The following is an 18,317-nucleotide window of genomic DNA, read 5'->3' as shown; positions in this document are numbered from 1 at the left end:
ATGCACTCGATATGGGATTGTGGGCGCGTGCATGCGCCGTCCAGAGCGTGGCCGGGTCGGTCCACCATTCCGATAGCGGCGTGCAGTACCGGGCCATCTGCCACACCGAGTGTGGGACGAGGCAGTGACTTCCGTTGGCTTCAAAAGGGATTCGTGCGGCAACGTGATGGCTGAGGCGTTCAACTCGTTGCTAAGACCGGATGCATTGCACGACCCGGTCACGCGCCCGACAGGCGGATGGACGGGAATCGTCGAGGTCGAGATGGTCGAGTACATAGATTGGTTCATCCGCCAGCGTGTGCACGGCGAGATCGGCTACGTCCCGCCGATCGAGCACGAGAACGTCTACTGGTCGAACCAGACAGTCACCGACTACCCGGAGAACCCGGCACCAGTAAAGCCGGTACCAACTAACCGAGCCCCTAACAAACCCGGGACGATTCATAGGAACTAAACCTGGGTACTTCACGTGAGCCAAACTCAAACCCGTAACCTGCTCCCTTTTCAACCGGACAAGGCACCGCACTTTTCGACCGGAGCTGACGCGATCCAGGTGCACAGACCAAGACCAGCAGGAGTTGTGTACACGGCGTATAGCAGCCAGCCCGTAGAGTCGGACATATGCCCCGCAAAGACGCTTCGTCTCAGCTGACCGCGCCGCTGGCGTGGACCGTGCTCATTCTGTCGGTCGCCCAGGCCGTGGCCGTGCTCATTCCGCTCGCGCTGTTCGGTGGAGAGCCCAACGACGACGGCGTCGACCTGTTGATCAGTCCCGCCGGCTATGCCTTCGCGATCTGGGCCGTCATCTACGTGTTGTCGGCCGTGACCGGCTACATCTTTGTCCGAGGGCTCGACTCGGGCACCCAATACGGCAAACGCCTCGCCGTCGATCTCGCCATTGCCTGTGGTGCGGCGGCGCTGTGGCTGATCGTGTCTGCAGCCTCGATCGACTGGCTGCCGTCGATCCTGCTCACCGTCATGGCGCTTGCATTGCTCGACGCTGCGCGCATCGCGGCACTTCCAGTCGAAAATCCCTCCTCGACAACCACTCTCGTCCGCATCACGATCGGGATCTACGCGGGGTGGGCAACCGCCGCGGTGTTCGTCAACTGGGCATCAGACATCGCACGCAGCGGTGCGGCCGACGAGTCGTCGGCCGGTTGGCAACTGGTCGTCCTGATCGTCGCCGCACTCGTCGCGGTCACCGTCACCTACCTCTACGGCAGCGCGCTTCCAGCGCTCCCCATCACCCTTGCGTGGGCACTGCTGGCTATCGCTGTGAACGCGTGGTCGGATTCGACGCCGATCGCGGTTACCGCCGTCGTGGGCATTGTCGCTGTGGCACTCGCCTATTGGGCGTCGACGCGGCGGACTTCCGTCTCAGAGGGTGCGCTGTCGCGAACCTGAGCCTCCCGCCACGACGGGACTCCCAGGGCATCTTCGACGGCTCTGCCCAACCGGAACGGCATGACTTCGTCGAGTGGCTTGCCTACCAACTGAACCCCGATCGGCACGCCGTCGGTTGCGATACCTGCGGGGACCGCGAGTATCGGGCAGCGGTTCGCGACGTTGAACGGACTTGTCAGATGCGCCTGCCAATAGTGTTGCAGGTGAACGGGAGTCGCGTCGGGGCCGACGACCTCGATGCCGTGGAGATAGTTGCCATCCGCGGCAAGGGACGTCACAGCAGAAACCGGGCACAACAGCGCGTCGACGTCGGCCATCGCGGAGGCGAGTTGCGCCTGCAGCCGTGCGTCGGCGGCTACCGAGTCGAGGTGTGAGAGTCGTTGCGCGGCAGCCTCGGCGTCGCGCATGAACTGCTCGGTGTAGGCGGCGACGGGCGGTCCGCCCGCCGTTTCGGCGCGCATCGCGGGAGCGAGTAAGTGGCCGAAGTGGGCGAAGATGGTCTCTCGAATCCCGTCGCTACGCCACGGGAGCGTCACGTCGACGACCTCTGCGCCTCGTTGCCGCAGCGCTTCTGCCGCGCGGAGGGTCGCGGAAGCGACGTCGGGGTGAACACCGAAGTCGCCCAACGTGATACTGATGCCGACACGTACCCCATCAAGAGAGGTATGCGCATCCAGTGTGCCTGCAAGCTGCCCGCTTCCGCCCCAACTGAAATGATCGCTGTGATGGTGGCCGGACATGACATCGGCCAGCAGGGCGGTGTCGTCGACGGTGCGCGCCATCGGGCCGTCGCCACGATAGGTGTCGGCGCTGAGGGGCGGCGCCCCAGGAATGCGCCCGTAAGGCGCCTTGTAGCCGACAGTGCCGGTGAAACCTGCTGGGATTCGCGTTGATCCGGCGATATCGCTTGCTGTGGCTAGAGTGGCCATGCCTGCCGCAAGTGCGGCACCGGCGCCACCCGACGAACCGCCGGGGGAAGCCGCAAGGTTGTAGGGGTTACGAGTGACGCCCCACATCGGAGAATGTGTGACGGTCGCGCAACTGAATTCGGGAGATGTAGTCCGCGCGTGGATGATTCCACCGGCTGCACGAATACGCGCGACGATCGGGTGATCGGCGTCGGCGATACGACCCCGGTGCGCTGCAAGACCTTGCTCGAGAGTGCGTCCGGCCAGCGCGTGCTTCTCCTTGGTGGCGACTGGAATCCCGAACAACGGTGGCAGTCGATCGCCACGACGACGCGCTGCATGGAGCCGCTCCGTCGCAGTAGCCGCTTGACTGGTTGCCTCGTCGTCGAGAACCTCGGTGAAAGCGTTGATGCCAGTTGCGCGGTCTCCGTTGACATCACGAATGCGCGCCAGCGTCGACGCCATCACCTCGCTCGGTGTGAAGTCGCCGCTGAGATAACCGACGCGCATCTGTGCTGCCGAGAGATCGCAGAGACTTGTCGTCGACACCGCGGTGCTCATGCGTGCGCTCCGGGCATTCCTGCTGCAACGCCGTCGAGTGCGCCCTCGGCGAGGCGGCGGACGACGCCCGTAAGTGCCTCGACACCAGCCAACATGTCTGCGTCAGTGGTGAATTCGCGCTCGCAGTGGGAGACGCCGTCGACCGACGGGACAAACATCATGACCGTGGGAACGATGCGGTTCATGGCCACCGAATCATGTCCCGCCATGGTCCGGAGGCGTCGAACGCTCAGTCCGGCGTCGGCAGCGACCTTCTCGGCGAGTTCGAGGCCGGCCTCGGGGTAGTACTGGATCTCACGGATATCGACGTCGTTGACCTCGATGCGAACGTCGTATCGCTCTGCTACTGCGGCGATGTCACGGAGCAGACTGTCGCGCGCGGCGAGTACGTCGGCTTTGCGTTCCGCACGCAGATCGGCTACCAACGTCACGAGTCGTGGCACGACGATAGGCGAGTTGGGCTCAAGGGTGAGTTGACCGACGGACGAGACGAGCGACTCGGGCTCGGCCACACTCGTCACCTTGTGGACGAGCAGAACCACCTCACTTGCGGCAACCAGAGCATCCCTGCGATCAGCCATCGCGGTGGCGCCGGTGTGCGACTGTTCTCCGACGACACGAATGTCGAGTTTCTGCGTGTGCCAACTGAAGTCGACGGCGCCGAGGCCGATCTGCTCACGTTCGAGAATGCGGCCCTGCTCGATGTGGATCTCGGCATAGGCGACGGCCTCCGGGCGGGGATCGTCGCCTAGCGCCCCGATGTTTCCCATCGCCTCGCGGACGGTGGTTCCGGCGAGGTCGGTGACCGCCAGCATCTCCTCCTGGTCCATCAGTCCGGCGAAGACCGAACTACCCATGATCGACGGGGCAAACCGGCCCCCCTCCTCGTTGAACCAGTCGACCACGGCGACGTTGTACCTGGGCTGCGCGCCGCCAGCCGTCACCTCCCGGTGCAGACGCTCGGCGGCATGCAGCGCAGCGATGACACCGTAGGCACCGTCGAAGCGCCCACCGAGTGGTTGAGAATCGAGGTGCGATCCGACGAGCACGTACGGAGCACCGGGCGCGAACTCGACGAGAGCGAAGAGATTTCCGATCCCGTCGCGACGCACGTCCCAACCGCGCTGCTCGGCGAATTCGGTGAACCAAGCGCGAACGTGCTTGTCCTCCAGAGTTCCTGCTTGACGTTCGACGCCGCCACCGTCAGTGGCCCCGATGGTCGCGACGTGATGAAAGTCGACGAGGAGGGACTCGTTGGTACTCGAATCATTGGTACTCATCTGTGAAAACTCCTGTAACTGCGTGGAAAGCGTTGCTGGCGCGGCGGTTCTACAGTGCCGCGTGCCGGGTCTCCGGGACGCGCGTTGCGACGATCACTGCCAGGACGACGGCGGCCGCGATGGCCATGTACACGCCGGGCGCGGCGTCGAATCCCGTCGACCCCACGAGCCATGTGCCGACGAACGGCGCGGTCCCGCCGAAGAGGGCATAGCCGGTGTTGTAACTGATTGCCGCGCTGGTGAATCGGGTGCGGGTGGTGAATGCCTCGACGAAGAAGGTGTAGCAACCTCCGCCGTAGATCGTGAGCGGGATGACGAACAGCATCTGTCCAGCGATCGCCATCGCCAGGGAGCCGCTGGTCACCATGGCGAAACACGGCACCGCCAGGATGGCGATCGAGATGGTGCCCGCGATGAGCATCGGCCGACGGCCGAACCTGTCGCCGAGCATTCCCGTGAGCGGGAGCATCAGTGTGTAGAGCGACATCGCGGCGGCGTTCGCGATCAACGATTGCTGCTGGGAAAGTCCTCCGGTCGTCTTCACATAGGTGACGAAGTAGCCGGACAGGAAGTAGAAGCCCATCGCGGTCAGACCCATCACGAACACAACCTGAACCATGCGAAGTCCGTTCTCGCGGAATGCTTCACGGATCGGCGACGACTCGTGGTGCTCAACGTTCGCCAGTGTCTCCTTGAACGCATCGGACTCTTCGGTGCGAAGACGAATCCACAACCCGAAGACTGCCAGCGGCGCGGCCAGCAGGAACGGGATGCGCCATCCCCAGGACTCGAATGCGTCGGAACCCATGGCGGCGGTGAGTCCGAGGATCAACGCGCCGCCGAAGACGGACGGCAGTGCTGTTGCAGCGATCGTCGTATTCAGCCACTTTCCGCGATGCGCGGTCGGGGCGTGCTCATAGGTGAAGGTCGGTGCGCCGACCGACTCGCCGCCGGCAGAGAACCCCTGGAGCAGTCGACACAGCACGAGCAGAATCGGTGCGGCGACACCTATCTGCTCGTACGTGGGCAGCAACCCGATGAGCGCCGTCGCGCCACCGATGGTGAGCAACGTGACGAACAGGACGTTCTTGCGCCCCACGCGGTCGCCGAGAGCGCCGAAGAACAGACCGCCGAGCGGCCGGATCACAAACGCCGCCGCGAACGTGGCGAACGTCGCGAGTAGACCGGTGAGATCGTTCGACGACGGGAAGAAGTGATGGGCGAGAACAACTGCCGACAACCCGTACAGGGTGAAGTCGTAGAACTCGATGAACTGACCGATCGCACCACCAGCAAGAACGCGTCGCTGTAGCGGGGTTGCGGGTTGAGACTTGCCGTTGACGTCCATCTCCGCTGTCGCGGCTGATGACTGTGCCGGAGCCTCGGTGTTCGTCGAGGGCGTCTGGGTGGAATTCATATCGGTCACGCTAGGGACGCACCATTGCCTAACGTTGGCACTCGTGTTGCAAGACGAGCACGTGGTGTGTTTCTGATGTGCGACGGACCTCGCGCACAGGTCCGAGCAGGTAACACAGTGGTCATCGGTATTGCCTTCCTCTGCGCCTCGATCGGCGATCTGCCAAGCGAATCGGGTTCGCTCGAGGGTGCTGCACCATAGAGTGCGTGACCCGGATCACGTAACTCAAGCGAATCTTTTCGTTTGCTGCCATCGACAAAATCGATGTCAAAGGTCGACGCCATAGAGCTGCCGGCACACAGCGGCAAACGCCTGGGCACGTCGTGTCGGGGTGCCGAGAGACGGGAACAGCAGAACGACCTTGATCGGCGGCAGGTCTTCGACGATCCGCAATGGAACCACTGAACCGCCGGAGTATGTGAGGTCGTGGTGCAGACGCTGGTTGAGAATCGAATAACCGTGTCCCCGTGACACAAACGACCGCACGGTCTCGTAACCGCTGGCTCGGTGCCTCACGCGTGGGGTGAGCCCGAGCTGCCGGAAGAGCGCGAGGAAGTAGTCGCGCGAGTGGGGAACGTCGTAGAGCACAAACGGGTCGGCTTCGAGGTCGCGCAGTGACACCTCGCCGAACGGGTTGGCAGCTGCTGGATGATCGGCAGCGACAATGACGTGTGGGGCAACGGTTTCCACCACCTGCGACTCGGCGTCGACTGCGACACCGAGGTCGTACATGAGGGCTACCTCGCAGCGTCCCTGCGCCAGTGCGAGCCTCAGGCCCTCCTGGTCGGCCTCGAAGAATCGCACATGGACTTTGGGGTAGGCGCGCTCGAACGCCTGCAGAATGACCGGTGCGCGAAAGGGTGCAAGCGGTGCGAATATCCCGACCGTCATCTCGCCCTCGAGTTCGGCGTCTTCGTCTCGAACGGCGGCGAGGAGCGTGCCTGCGTCTTCGAGGAATCCGAGCGCACGAGACCTGAGTCGACGCCCCGCAGGCGTCAGCTCCAGGCCGCGACGAGCGAGCCGGAGGAAAAGGGGTTGCCCCACTTCGTGTTCGAGTTGTGCGATCGCCGCGGACACCGTCGATTGCGTGACGGATAGCGACTGCGCGGCTGCCGTCATGCTGCCGGCCTCGGCGACGGCCATGAAGTAGCGCAACTGCGTCAGGGTGAAGTCATTCGACACCGCTGGCTCCTAATGTTGGGGCCCGCACCGGCTCGATAACGCGACACAACCCGGTGCCGACGGGATATGCCGGAACCGGGTGGTGTCACGCTCGTGCGAGCGCAGAGGGTGCCTGTCACAACGCCGCGTCGGCGACCTCCAGCGCGGCGTCGAGGATGGCAAGTCCTTCGCGGGCCTCGTCGTCGGAGATGGTGCATGGCGGGCAGACGTGGATGCGGTTGAAGTTCGCGAACGGCAGCATGCCGCGCGATTTGCATTCCGCGATCACCTTGTTCATGGCATCGCTGCTCGCGCCGTAGGGGGCGAGTGGCTCGCGAGTCTCTGAGTCCTTGACCAATTCGACGGCCCAGAAGACGCCTGCGCCGCGTACCTCGCCGACGCTGGGATGCCGCTGTGCGATCCGCTCGAGCTCGGGGCCGATCACCTCGGCGCCGATTCGTGCGGCATTCTCGACCATTCCCTCGTCGGCCATCGCGTTGATCGTCGCGACAGCGGCCGCGGTGGCGAGCGGATGACCCGAGTAGGTCAGGCCGCCGGGGTACGGGGTCTCGGCGAAAGTTGCTGCGATATGCGGACTTATCGCGACGCCACCGAGCGGGACGTAGCCCGAGTTGACGCCCTTGGCGAAGGTCAGCAGGTCGGGGACGATGGGGCCCTGCTCGTCGTCGCCGTGCTCGATTGCGAACCACTTGCCCGAGCGTCCGAACCCGGCCATCACCTCGTCGGCGATGAAGACGATGCCGTAGCGGTCGCAGATCTCACGCACGCCGCGCAGGTAGCCGGGCGGCGGGATCATGATGCCTGCGGTGCCGGGAATGGTCTCCAGGATGATTGCCGCGATCTGCGACGGACCTTCCATGCGGATGGTCTCTTCCAGGTGGTCGAGCGCGCGTTCACACTCCTGTTCCTGCGTGGTCGCGTGAAAGCGCGAGCGGTACAGGAATGGCCCGAAGAAATGCACGACGCCTGCGTCGCCGTAGTCGTTGGGCCAGCGTCGTGGATCGCCCGTCAGGTTCACCGCGGTGTCGGTGCCGCCGTGATAGGAGCGGTAGCGCGACAATACTTTTCGACGACCCGTGTGCAAACGGGCCATGCGAACCGCGTGCTCGTTCGCGTCGGCACCACCGTTGGTGAAGAAGACCTGATTCAACTCACCGGGAGTGCGCTCGGCGATAAGTCGTGCGGCCTCCGAGCGCGCATCGTTGACATGTGCCGGCGCGACGGTGCACAGCTTGGCGGCCTGCTCCGCGATCGCGGCGACGACCTTCGGGTGCTGGTGGCCGATGTTGGTGTTGACCATCTGTGACGAGAAGTCGAGAAGGCGATTGCCCTCGCCGTCCCACACGTAGCACCCGTCGGTGGCGGTGATCGTCATCGGGTTGAGCTTCGCCTGCGCCGACCACGAGTGGAAGACGTGCTTGCGATCAAGTTCGTAGGCACGCTTCGCCGCGTCGAGATCGATGGCGGGAGTAGTGCGTTCAGACTGAATGGTCATATGCGGCAATCCGTTTCGGTACTCGGTGAAGCTCAGGCGTTCTGGGGGAATCCGAGGTTGATTCCGCCGTGGCTGGGGTCGAGCCAGCGGGTGGTGATGGCTTTGGTGCGTGTGAAGAAGTGTATTCCTTCGGTGCCGTGGGCGTGGCTGTCGCCGAAGAGGGAGGCCTTCCAGCCGCCGAAGCTGTAGTAGGCCATGGGGACGGGAATGGGGACGTTGATGCCGACCATGCCGACCTCGACTTCGTTGCCGAAGCGTCGGGCTGCGCCGCCGTCGTTGGTGAAGATCGCGGTGCCGTTGCCGTAGGGGTTGTTGTTGATCAGGTCGAGCGCTTCGTCGTAGGTGTCGACGCGGACGACAGACAGGACGGGCCCGAAGATCTCGTCGGTGTAGATGCTCATGTCGGGGGTGACATTGTCGAAAAGTGTTGGGCCGAGCCAGAAGCCGTCGGCTCCGCCGTCAGCCTCGACCGTGCGGCCGTCGAGAACGACGGTGGCACCGGCCTTTTCGCCAGCGTCGACGTAGCCGGCGACCTTGTCGCGGTGAGCCTTGGTGACCAGGGGTCCCATGTCGGCGTTGGTGGTGCCGTCGCCGGTGACGATGGTGGTGGCGCGTTCGGTGATCTTGGCGACGAGGTCGTCGGCGATGTCTCCGACGGCGACGGCGACGCTGATGGCCATGCAGCGTTCGCCTGCGGAGCCGAAGCCTGCGTTGACCATGGCGTCAGCGGCGAGGTCGAGATCGGCGTCGGGCAGGATGATGGCGTGGTTCTTGGCGCCGCCGAGAGCTTGGACGCGTTTACCGTTGGCGGTTCCGGTGGCGTAGACGTACTGCGCGATGGGGGTGGAGCCGACGAAGCTGACGGCCTTGATGCTCTTGTTGGTGAGCAGTTCGTCGACGGCGGTCTTGTCGCCCTGTAGGACGTTGAATACGCCGTCGGGCAGGCCTGCTTCTTTCCAGAGTTCGGCGAGCCAGATCGATGCGCTGGGGTCTTTTTCCGACGGCTTGACGACGACGGTGTTGCCTGCGGCGATGGCGATGGGGAAGAACCACATGGGGACCATGGCGGGGAAGTTGAAGGGGCTGATGATGGCGACGGGTCCGAGTGGCTGGTGCACGGAGTGGATGTCGACGTTGGTGGAGGCGTTCTCGGTGTAGCCGCCCTTGAGCAGATGCGAGATGCCGCAGGCGAATTCGACGACTTCCTGGCCGCGGCTGATCTCACCGAGCGCGTCGGAGAGCACCTTGCCGTGTTCAGCGGTGATGATCGCTGCCAGCTCTTCCTTGCGCTCGTTGAGAAGTTCGCGGAAGCGGAACAGCACCGCGGTGCGCTTGGCCAGTGACGTGTCGCGCCATTCGGGGAACGCGTCGGCGGCCGCGGCGATGACCGTGCGCGCATCCTCGACCGACGCCAAGGCCACATTCGCGGTCACGACGCCGGTTGCCGGATTGGTCACCGGCGCCGTCGCCGACGAGTCGCCGGCGAACGCCTTGCCGTCACACCAGTGCTGCACGATGGCTGTCATCAGAACTCCTCCACAAGAACGGAATTTGGCACGCGACTCCACAGTGGGCAGAGTCGTCGCGCGAGTACCTCCCAGTCTGGTGCAGAACGGAGAGTTTGGCGCGCTACACTCTGTCAGTGAAATTCGATCGGAATTTACACCTCGTAAAGCTCTGCGGATGAGATTCGGATGACTCTGACTGTCGGCGACGTCATCGATCTGCCGGTGATCCGCGCTGGGCTCCCCGACGTGCTGAGCACGGCGGGCGTCGACCGCACAGTGAGGTGGGTTCACGTCAGCGACGTCGGCGATCTCGGGCACCTGCTCGAGGGCGGCGAACTCGTCCTGACCACGGGCGATGCCCTGCGGCGTGATCCGCGACGTTACCTCGAGAATCTCGCTCGGGCGGGTGCGCTCGGTGTGATCGCCGAGTTCGACGATTCGTCGGCCATACCGTCGGAGATCGGGCCGGTGGCCGTCGAGCTGGGTTTGACGGCAGTGGTGTTGCGCCGGGAGATCAAGTTCGTCGAGGTGACCGAACAGGTTCACCGCAGCCTGGTTGCCGAACAGTATGCCGCCGTGGAGTTCGCGCACCGCACTCACGAGACTTTCACGCAACTCACCATACGACGGGCGTCGCCAGCGGAGATCACGAACAGTGTTGCGGCGCTGCTTGATTCACCAGTGGTGTTGGAGAATCTGCAGCATCACGCGGTGGCGTCGGCCGGAGCTCCGGCGGCGTCACTGCTTCACGACTGGGAACGCCGTTCGCGGCTACACGCATCGGACGTCGCGACGACTGAGGTTTCCGATCACGCACCGTGGAGAATCGTCGACGTCGGTCGCGGCGACGACCACTGGGCCAGGCTGATCGTCCCCGAACCACACGCTGACGAACAGCGAACAGCGATGGTGCTCGAGCGAGCGGCGCAGGCGCTCGTGATGCATCGGATGGCCGAGCGTGGCCGCCTCGACATCGAGCGGCAGGCACAGGCAGGGCTCGTCGACGACGTTCTGCAAGAACGCATTCGAGACGAGGGCGAGGTGGCGGCGCGAGCGTTCGCGCTCGGCCTGCGCGAAGCCAACGAGTACGTGCCGATCTCGGTGCGAGTGCCCGGCTGGCCGGCGAGTGACGATCCGATCTCCACACGACGTCGCACCGCCCAGTTGCTCGACGTCGTGGTGCGGGTTGTCGGCGCGCAAGGGCACAGCGCGCTCTTCTCCGTGCGAGGCGACGGGGAGATCCTTGTAGTGCTCGCGTTGACGACGGCACGTGGCAGGTCGCGTCAACACGCACTCGACACACTCGCCGCCGCCACACGGCGCGACATAGAGCGAACCGTCGGCCATGCAGGTGCCGTTCTTGGTCTGGGCGCGCCCGGACGACAGGTGATGTCGACGATTCACACGCTGCTACAGGCGTCGCAGGTTGCCGAGGTCGCTGCCGGAATGCCGACGTCGGAGCGTGCCGTATTCGGAGTGCAGGACATCGGAATTCGAGGATTGATCTCGTTGCTACGCGACGATCCGCGATTACAGCGGTTCGCCGAATCCGAACTACGCGACCTCGTGCTCGACGACATCAACACCGGCGGTGACCTGCTCGACGTCTTGCGCGGTTACGTGCAGCACGTCGGCAACAAGTCGGCACTCGCTTCCCGTCTACACATGAGTAGACCGTCGTTGTATGCGAAGCTTGCGCGCATCGAGCGGATACTCGGCGTCGATCTCTCCGACGGCGAGTCCGTCACCTCGCTGCACGTCGCTCTTCTTATTCTCGACGGGCGATCACAGGGAGCCGCAACTCCTTAGCTGCGAGAAGCTTTCCGGACTGCGGTCCGTTTTGCAATGTAGTTTTGTACGAATTTTCAGGCGATCGTAAGAAATCGGTGGTGAGGTAAGCCTTATGAAACCTCCAGAGACGATCACCGACCCGAACCACTCCTCCACGATCGGGGAGGTTGCACGATGAAGCGACGCTACCTGTGGTGGGGGCTCGGAACGCTTGTCGTTCTCATTGTTGTCGTCGTCGCGGCAGGCCCGTGGGCGTACTCCAAGTGGATTGCGGGCGACGCCGACGAGGAACTCAAGCTCCCGACGTCGACGCAGGCGGCATCGGAAAGCGTCGACGGCGCATGGACGATCGTGCCCGGCCCGTCTGCCGACGCGACCCGAACGCAGGCGGGATATCGAGTCGACGAGACGCTGCGTGGGCAACCCGTCACGGTGAACGGCCGCACGACATCCGTGACCGGCACGGCGACCGTGGCGTCGTCGAAGTTGGAGAACGCAGAGATCACGGTCGACGTCGCGTCCATCACCAGTCCGGAATCGATGCGCGACAACCGGTTCCGCGGTGAGTCGATCATGGACACCGACAGGTATCCGACCGCAACGTGGAAACTGACTCAGCCGGTTGATATTTCGTCCGTCCCCGAATCTGGCCAGCCGCAGGCTGTGCAGGCAACCGGCGACATCACCATCAAGGGAGTGACCAAGTCGGTCACGACGACCCTCAACATCCAGCGATCCGGAGCGTCGGTGATCGTGCAGGGATCGATACCCGTCACCTGGACCGACTTCGGCGTCACCCCACCGTCACTGGGCTTCGTCGAGGTGGAGAAGACTGGCAGCATCGAGTTCCTGGTGAACCTCGAGAAGAAGTGAGCGGTGGTCTCGACAGGCTCGACCAGCGGGGGCGCTCGACCCTTTCCGCTGGTTGAGTCGGCCGCGAGCGTAGCGAGCTGCCGAGTCGAAACCACTTGTCGGCGTGGGAGTGGTCTCGACAGGCTCGACCAGCGGGAAACGCTCGGCCCCTCCGCTGGTTGAGCTGGCCGCGAGCGTAGCGAGCTGCCGAGTCGAAACCACTTGACTGCGGGTGAGTGGTCTCGACAGGCTCGACCAGCGGGTGTTGCTCGGCTGGCGGTGGTCTCGACAAGCTCGACCAGCGGTGGCGGCTCGACCAGCGGGTGTAGCTCGGCCTCTTTCCGCTGGTTGAGCCGGCCGCGAGCGTAGCGAGCAGCCGAGTCGAAACCACTTGTCGGCATGGGGTGGTCTCGACAAGCTCGACCAGCGGGAAACGCTCGACCGGCGGTGGTCTCGACAAGCTCGACCATCGGTGGGGCGGCGCTCGACCAGCGGTGTGTAGCTCGACCAGCGTAGGGGCGCTCGGCCAGCGGCGAGTGGCAGCGCCTGACACGCGGGGCGCCCCTTACGCTTGCGAACTTTCGGTAAGCGCGGCAGACTCCAACACGGACCACAGCGTCGCCGCGGCGCGGGAGGGATCGCGATCGGATGACCGACGAGCGCCAGCAGAGCAGGTCATCGCCGTCGGTCTCGTCGATTCCGCTGAATCGTCGTCGGTTCTTCACTCTGAGCGCCGCTGCAGGCGTGGGTGTGTTCGGAGCGTCTGCGCTGAGCGCCTGCTCGCCTGGGTCGGGTTCGGGATTAGCTGGTTCTGCCAACACAATTCGGGCAGCGATCGCCGGTGAGCCCGATCAACTCGACCCACACAAGACCTCCGCCTACTTCTCCTTCGAGGTACTCGAGAACGTCTTCGACACTCTCGTCGAACCCAACGAAAAGCTCGAGATGGTCCCTGCGCTCGCACAAAGCTGGCAGGTCAATCCCGAAGAGACGCAATACGTTTTCACGCTGCGCCCGAACGTCCGGTGGCACAACGGTGAGCCGCTGACCGCATCCGACGTTGTCTACTCCTATCGGCGGATCATCGACGGTGAGCTCTCGGCGTCGTGGCGGTTCGACAACGTCGCCACCATCACGGCACTCGACGATGCACACGTCGTGATCACCACCCGCACGCCGAGTCCCAACCTGCTCAGCAGTATTGGCGGTTTCAGAGGGCTCGCCATCGTCAACAAGCGCAACGTCGAGTCGGGCCAGATCCTGACACGTCCCATCGGTACCGGACCGTTCTCATTCGAATCACGTTCGCCCGCAACGTCGATTGTGCTCAAGGCCAACCCCGGCCACTGGTCGGGCGGACCACACGTCGACGGTGTTGCCTTCAGCTTCATCTCCCAGGGGACGACCGCCGTCTCGTCGCTGCGGTCGGGCGAGGTCGACTGGACTGACGCCATCCCCGCGCAGCAACTGCGCATCCTCGACAGCGACGACGAAATCAACGTCGGGACCGTGACCGCCAACGATTACTGGTACGTCGCAATGAACTTCGCACGCAAGCCGTTCGACGACCGACGCGTGCGGCAGGCGGTGGCCTACGCGATCGACCGCAAATCCATCGCGCAGGTCGTCGGATACGGCACGGCGACACCGAATCAACTGGCGATTCCCAAGACCAGTCCGTGGTTCACACCCTATGACCGATTCACCGTCGGTCTGGATAGGGCTGCCGCGGTGGACAAGTCGCGGTCACTCCTTCGCGATGCCGGTCATTCGTCATTGTCGATGGGTCTGATGGTCTCCACCGAGTACCCCGAAACCGTCACGGCCGCACAGGTCATCGCGTCGAATCTCGCCGACGCGGGAATCAAGGTCACCATCGAGCAACTCGACTTCGGCGTCTGGCTCGATCGCCAATCCGCCGGTCAATTCGACTCGTTGCTGATGGGCTGGCTCGGAAACATCGACCCGGACGACTACTACTACGCGCAGCATCATTCGGCTGGAACGTCGAACTCGCAGAAGTACTCCAATCCGGAGGTCGATCGCCTCCTCGACGCCGGACGTACCGAACTCGACGTCGGTCGTCGTAAACAGATCTACGCCGACGTCTCGTCGCGGATCGCCGACGACGTCAGCTACCTCTATCTCTACAACCCGTCCGCCACGCAGGCGTTCTCGAAGTCGGTGCGCGACTACACCGTGCGAGCCGACAAGGCCGTCCGATTCCGCAACGCCCGACTCGACAGGGGAGGTGCGTCATGAGCGACTTCGGTTGGCCGCTCATCAGGTTCATCCTGATCCGACTGCTCTACACCGTCCTCGTCTTGATCGGTGTGACGATCGCGGTGTTCTTCCTGATGCAGATCGTTCCCGGTGACCCGGTCAAGATCGCGCTGGGCACCCGCTACACGCCCGAATCCTATGCGGCACTGCGTAGTGCGTCTGGGCTCGATCAGCCGTTGTTCACCCAGCTCATCCACTACATCGGGAATGCTGCGACCGGAGACCTGGGCGTCAGTTTCCGCAACAATGAACCGGTCACTCAGATGTTGATGGATCGACTGCCCGCGACGATCGCCCTCGCTGTGGCAGCTATCCTCGTGGCGCTGGTGATCGCGATTCCGTTCGGTACGTGGGCAGCGTTGCGCGAGGGTCGCGCTGCGGACAACACAATTCGCGTCGTCTCGCAGTTCGGTATCTCGGTGCCTGACTTCTGGATGGGCATTCTGCTCATCGCACTGTTCTCGACGTCCCTCGGCTGGCTGCCGTCATCGGGATATCGTTCGCTCGCAGACGGATTCGTGCCGTGGATATCTCACCTGGTGCTGCCGGCGATCACCGTCGGCGTCGTCACCGGCGCCATCATGACCCGATACGTTCGCGCCGCCGTCCTCGAGGTGGCGAACGCGCCGTACGTCACCACCGCGGAGTCCAAGGGGCTGAGCCGTAGACGAATCATGGTGTCGCACATCGGCCGCAACGCGTTGGTCCCGGTACTCACCATCTCGGGTATCCAGCTCGCAGGACTGCTCGGCGGCGTGATCGTCGTCGAAGTGGTCTTCGCCTGGCCTGGCCTGGGGCGACTCGTCTACGACTCCGTTGCCGCACGCGACTATCCGATGCTGCAGGGAGCGATTCTGCTCATCGCAGCGATCTTCCTCATCATCAATCTGATCGTGGACATCCTCTACGCCGTCATCGATCCGAGGATTCGGTTGTCATGAGCGAGCTACCCGAGCCAGAACGCACCGCACAGACCGCACTCGACGACGCGGGCGAACCGACCTCCGCAGGTACCGGCAGCACCGACTCGGCGTGGCGACTGCTGCTGCGCAACAAGGCGTCGGTGGTCGGCATCGTCGTCATCTTGGTGATGGTCATCCTGGCGATCTTCGGTTCGTTCATCGCCCCGTACGGCGCCAACGACATCGACGTCCCGAATGCGCTGCAGGCACCCGATTTCTCGCATCTGTTCGGCACCGACGACCTTGGCCGCGACGTGTTCTCGCGGGTGGTCCTCGCGGCGGCGGTGAGTATGCGTGTCGCCGTGATCGCCGTGGCGATCTCGTTGATCGCGGGCGTGATCATCGGCATGGTGTCGGGTTTCGCGGGCGGAATCACCGACACCGTGCTCATGCGGGTGATCGACGTCGTCTTCTCGTTCCCGGTGATGTTGCTGGCGTTGGCGATCGTCGCGATCCTCGGCCCGGGCGTCACGTCGGCGACCATCGCCATCGGCATCGTCTACATCCCGATCTTCGCCCGTGTCGCGCGAGCCGACACCCTGCGTGTTCGCGAAACACAGTTCGTGCAGGCCGCCCGCACGATGGGGGTGTCGACGCCCCGCATCCTGTTCGGCCATGTGCTGCCGAACATCTCGGGTCCCGTCGTGGTGCAGACGTCGATCTCGTTGGCCTTCGCCATCTTGTCGGAGGCCGCCCTGTCGTTCCTCGGACTCGGAGTTCAACCACCCGAGCCCTCCTGGGGCCGCATGCTTTACGACGCCCAGGGCTTCCTCACCACCGCGTGGTGGATGGGTGTGTTCCCCGGCCTGGCGATCCTCGTGACCGTCTTCGCCTTCAACCTGCTCGGCGACGGAGTGCGCGACGTCCTCGACCCTCGGCAACGAACTCTGTTGCGAAATCGGGGCAAAGCGGGTCGACGCCCCGCCACCCGCAGCGCGAAGGCGGCGACTACCGAAGCGGCACAGGCAACGTCGGACGCCGCGGCGCACGACGACGACCAGGGGCGAACCGACCCGGTCTTCTCCGTCTCACAGCTCGTCGTCGGCGTCGGTCCACGGGAGATTGTGCACGGCATCGACTTTGCCGTGGCCAAGGGCGAAACGCTGGGCATCGTCGGCGAGAGCGGTTCGGGCAAATCGCTGTCGGTGCTGTCGGCGACGGGGTTGTTCCACGCACCGAGCTCGTACGTCGACGGATCGTCGACTCTCGCTGGCACACAGGTGATCGGCGCCTCCCGCGCGGTTCTGCAGTCGCTGCACGGGGCGCGCGTGGGATTCGTGTTCCAGGACCCGTCGTCGAGCCTGAATCCGTTGCTCACCATCGAACAACAACTGACCGAGGGTCCGCGCCGGCACCTCGGATTGAGCCACACGCAAGCCCGCGAGCGTGCGGTGCAGTTGCTGACCGACGTCAACCTCCCCGACCCCGAGAGTCGTCTGCGTGCCTACCCGCATCAACTGTCCGGCGGTCAACGGCAACGCGTGATGATCGCGATCGCGCTCTCCTGCGATCCCGATGTGCTCGTCGCCGACGAGGCGACCACCGCGCTCGACGTCACGACGCAGGCCCAGATCATCGACCTCGTCGCGCGGTTGCAGCGCGAGCGAGGCATGGCGGTGGTGTGGATCAGCCACGACCTGGGGGTGATCGGACGGATCGCCGACCGCGTCGTCGTTCTCCGGCAGGGCGAGGTCGTCGAAACCGGTGACGTCGCAGAGATATTCGCCGATCCGCAGCACGAGTACACCCGCGAGCTGTTGGCGTCGCGTCCGCTGTTGTCGAAGGTTGACGATCGTGACGACACCGACCTCGAGTCCGGAAAAGACACCGCCGCAACACCTCTCGTCACCATCTCTGACCTGGACGTGAGGTTCGCGGTACGTACCTCGACCGGTCGCGACGTGGTGCACGCGGTCAGCGATGTCACCCTCGACGTCGCACGCGGGACGACGCTGGGCATCGTCGGCGAATCGGGATCGGGCAAGTCGACGATCGCGGGCGTCCTCACCGGATTGACCACCACTGGCCACGGCACGGTGGTTCGCGGCAGCGCACGAATCAATGTGGAGGACAAGGAGATCGACGCTGTCGGCGTGCACGGTGCCGAGCAGAAGGCGCTGCGTCGACGGGTTGCCATGGTGTTCCAGGACCCGGGCGCCTCACTCGACCCGCGGATGACCGTCGTCTCGTCGATCGGCGAGGCGCTACGCGCGCACAATCTGGTATCGGGTAAGGACGCATTGCGGAGTCGCGCAACGCAATTGCTCGACGACGTCAGTCTGGACAGTTCGTACCTCGACCGCTATCCACACGAGCTCTCCGGCGGTCAGCGGCAACGTGTCTGCCTCGCCCGCGCACTCGCGTCCGACCCCGAGTTACTGATCCTCGACGAGTCGACGGCCTCGCTCGACGTGACGGTGCAGGCGTCGGTTCTCGATCTGCTCGCCGAACTTCAGCGCGAGCGCGGGCTGACGTACCTGTTCATCGCACACGACCTCGCCGTCGTCGAGCAGATCAGCGACACGGTGGCTGTGATGGAGAAGGGGCGGGTCGTCGAGACCGGCCCGGCGTCGAAGATCCTGCATCACCCCGAGAGCGACTACACCCGCAAACTGCTGGCCGCCATCCCGCCGGAGACGCCTGCCCGGGCCTGAACTCCGAGGGACGAGCG

13 protein-coding genes are annotated in these 18,317 nt (G+C 64.3%); 7 read left to right on the top strand and 6 right to left on the bottom strand.

Translation table 11 applies throughout. The features are described 5' to 3' along the window. Positions 1–124: 124 nt before the first annotated feature. Positions 125–454, top strand: coding sequence for a hypothetical protein (locus ABW18_RS22490; protein WP_082946601.1), 330 nt, complete (start codon positions 125–127; stop codon positions 452–454). Positions 455–621: 167 nt separating this feature from the next. After that, positions 622–1,407: a hypothetical protein gene (locus ABW18_RS15150; protein ID WP_049699778.1), complete on the top strand. Its 786-nt coding sequence runs from the start codon at positions 622–624 to the stop codon at positions 1,405–1,407. Here the strand turns inward: ABW18_RS15150 and ABW18_RS15145 are convergent. The 6 genes from ABW18_RS15145 to ABW18_RS15120 all read right to left on the bottom strand — a co-directional run bounded on the left by ABW18_RS15145 (position 1,350) and on the right by ABW18_RS15120 (position 9,776). Further along, positions 1,350–2,876 carry an amidase gene (locus tag ABW18_RS15145; RefSeq protein WP_049699777.1) on the bottom strand — a complete coding sequence of 509 codons (1,527 nt, stop codon included), beginning with the start codon at positions 2,874–2,876 and terminating at the stop codon, positions 1,350–1,352. The two genes, ABW18_RS15150 and ABW18_RS15145, sit on opposite strands and share 58 nt — an antisense overlap. Beyond that, positions 2,873–4,156, bottom strand: coding sequence for a M20 family metallo-hydrolase (locus ABW18_RS15140; RefSeq protein WP_049699776.1), 1,284 nt, complete (start codon positions 4,154–4,156; stop codon positions 2,873–2,875). The genes ABW18_RS15145 and ABW18_RS15140 overlap by 4 nt, the downstream gene beginning before the upstream one ends. Before the next feature lie 49 nt (positions 4,157–4,205). Continuing rightward, the gene (locus ABW18_RS15135; protein ID WP_231895472.1) at positions 4,206–5,573 is read right to left on the bottom strand and encodes an MFS transporter; all 1,368 of its coding nucleotides are present in this window, start codon (positions 5,571–5,573) and stop codon (positions 4,206–4,208) included. A gap of 267 nt (positions 5,574–5,840) precedes the next feature. Beyond that, a complete protein-coding gene (locus ABW18_RS15130) occupies positions 5,841–6,755 on the bottom strand; it encodes a LysR family transcriptional regulator (protein WP_049699775.1) in 915 nt (304 codons plus the stop codon). Positions 6,756–6,870: 115 nt separating this feature from the next. Then, complete coding sequence (locus ABW18_RS15125) at positions 6,871–8,250, bottom strand: aspartate aminotransferase family protein (protein ID WP_049699774.1); 1,380 nt, start codon at positions 8,248–8,250, stop codon at positions 6,871–6,873. Positions 8,251–8,282: 32 nt separating this feature from the next. Then, positions 8,283–9,776, bottom strand: a complete 1,494-nt coding sequence (locus tag ABW18_RS15120) for a CoA-acylating methylmalonate-semialdehyde dehydrogenase (RefSeq protein ID WP_049699773.1) — start codon at positions 9,774–9,776, stop codon at positions 8,283–8,285. A gap of 168 nt (positions 9,777–9,944) precedes the next feature. Here ABW18_RS15120 and ABW18_RS15115 point away from each other — a divergent pair, with 168 nt between their 5' ends. From ABW18_RS15115 to ABW18_RS15095, 5 genes are all read left to right on the top strand, one after another. Beyond that, entirely contained in the window at positions 9,945–11,567 is a 1,623-nt protein-coding gene (locus ABW18_RS15115; RefSeq protein ID WP_049699772.1) for a PucR family transcriptional regulator, read from the top strand. Positions 11,568–11,723: 156 nt separating this feature from the next. Further along, positions 11,724–12,422 (top strand): YceI family protein, encoded by a 699-nt coding sequence (locus ABW18_RS15110; protein ID WP_049699771.1) that lies wholly within the window; start codon positions 11,724–11,726, stop codon positions 12,420–12,422. 627 nt (positions 12,423–13,049) lie between these two features. Further along, complete coding sequence (locus tag ABW18_RS15105) at positions 13,050–14,663, top strand: ABC transporter substrate-binding protein (RefSeq protein ID WP_049699770.1); 1,614 nt, start codon at positions 13,050–13,052, stop codon at positions 14,661–14,663. Beyond that, on the top strand, positions 14,660–15,625 hold the full coding sequence (locus ABW18_RS15100) for an ABC transporter permease (protein ID WP_049699769.1): 966 nt from the start codon (positions 14,660–14,662) through the stop codon (positions 15,623–15,625). Before ABW18_RS15105 ends, ABW18_RS15100 begins: the two co-directional genes overlap by 4 nt. Further along, the gene (locus ABW18_RS15095) at positions 15,622–18,300 is read left to right on the top strand and encodes an ABC transporter ATP-binding protein/permease (protein WP_049699768.1); all 2,679 of its coding nucleotides are present in this window, start codon (positions 15,622–15,624) and stop codon (positions 18,298–18,300) included. The genes ABW18_RS15100 and ABW18_RS15095 overlap by 4 nt, the downstream gene beginning before the upstream one ends. Positions 18,301–18,317: the final 17 nt, after the last annotated feature.

Source organism: Gordonia jacobaea (assembly GCF_001186365.1).
GTDB classification, from domain to species: domain Bacteria; phylum Actinomycetota; class Actinomycetes; order Mycobacteriales; family Mycobacteriaceae; genus Gordonia; species Gordonia jacobaea.
This window is presented reverse-complemented; position numbering and strand designations above follow the sequence as displayed.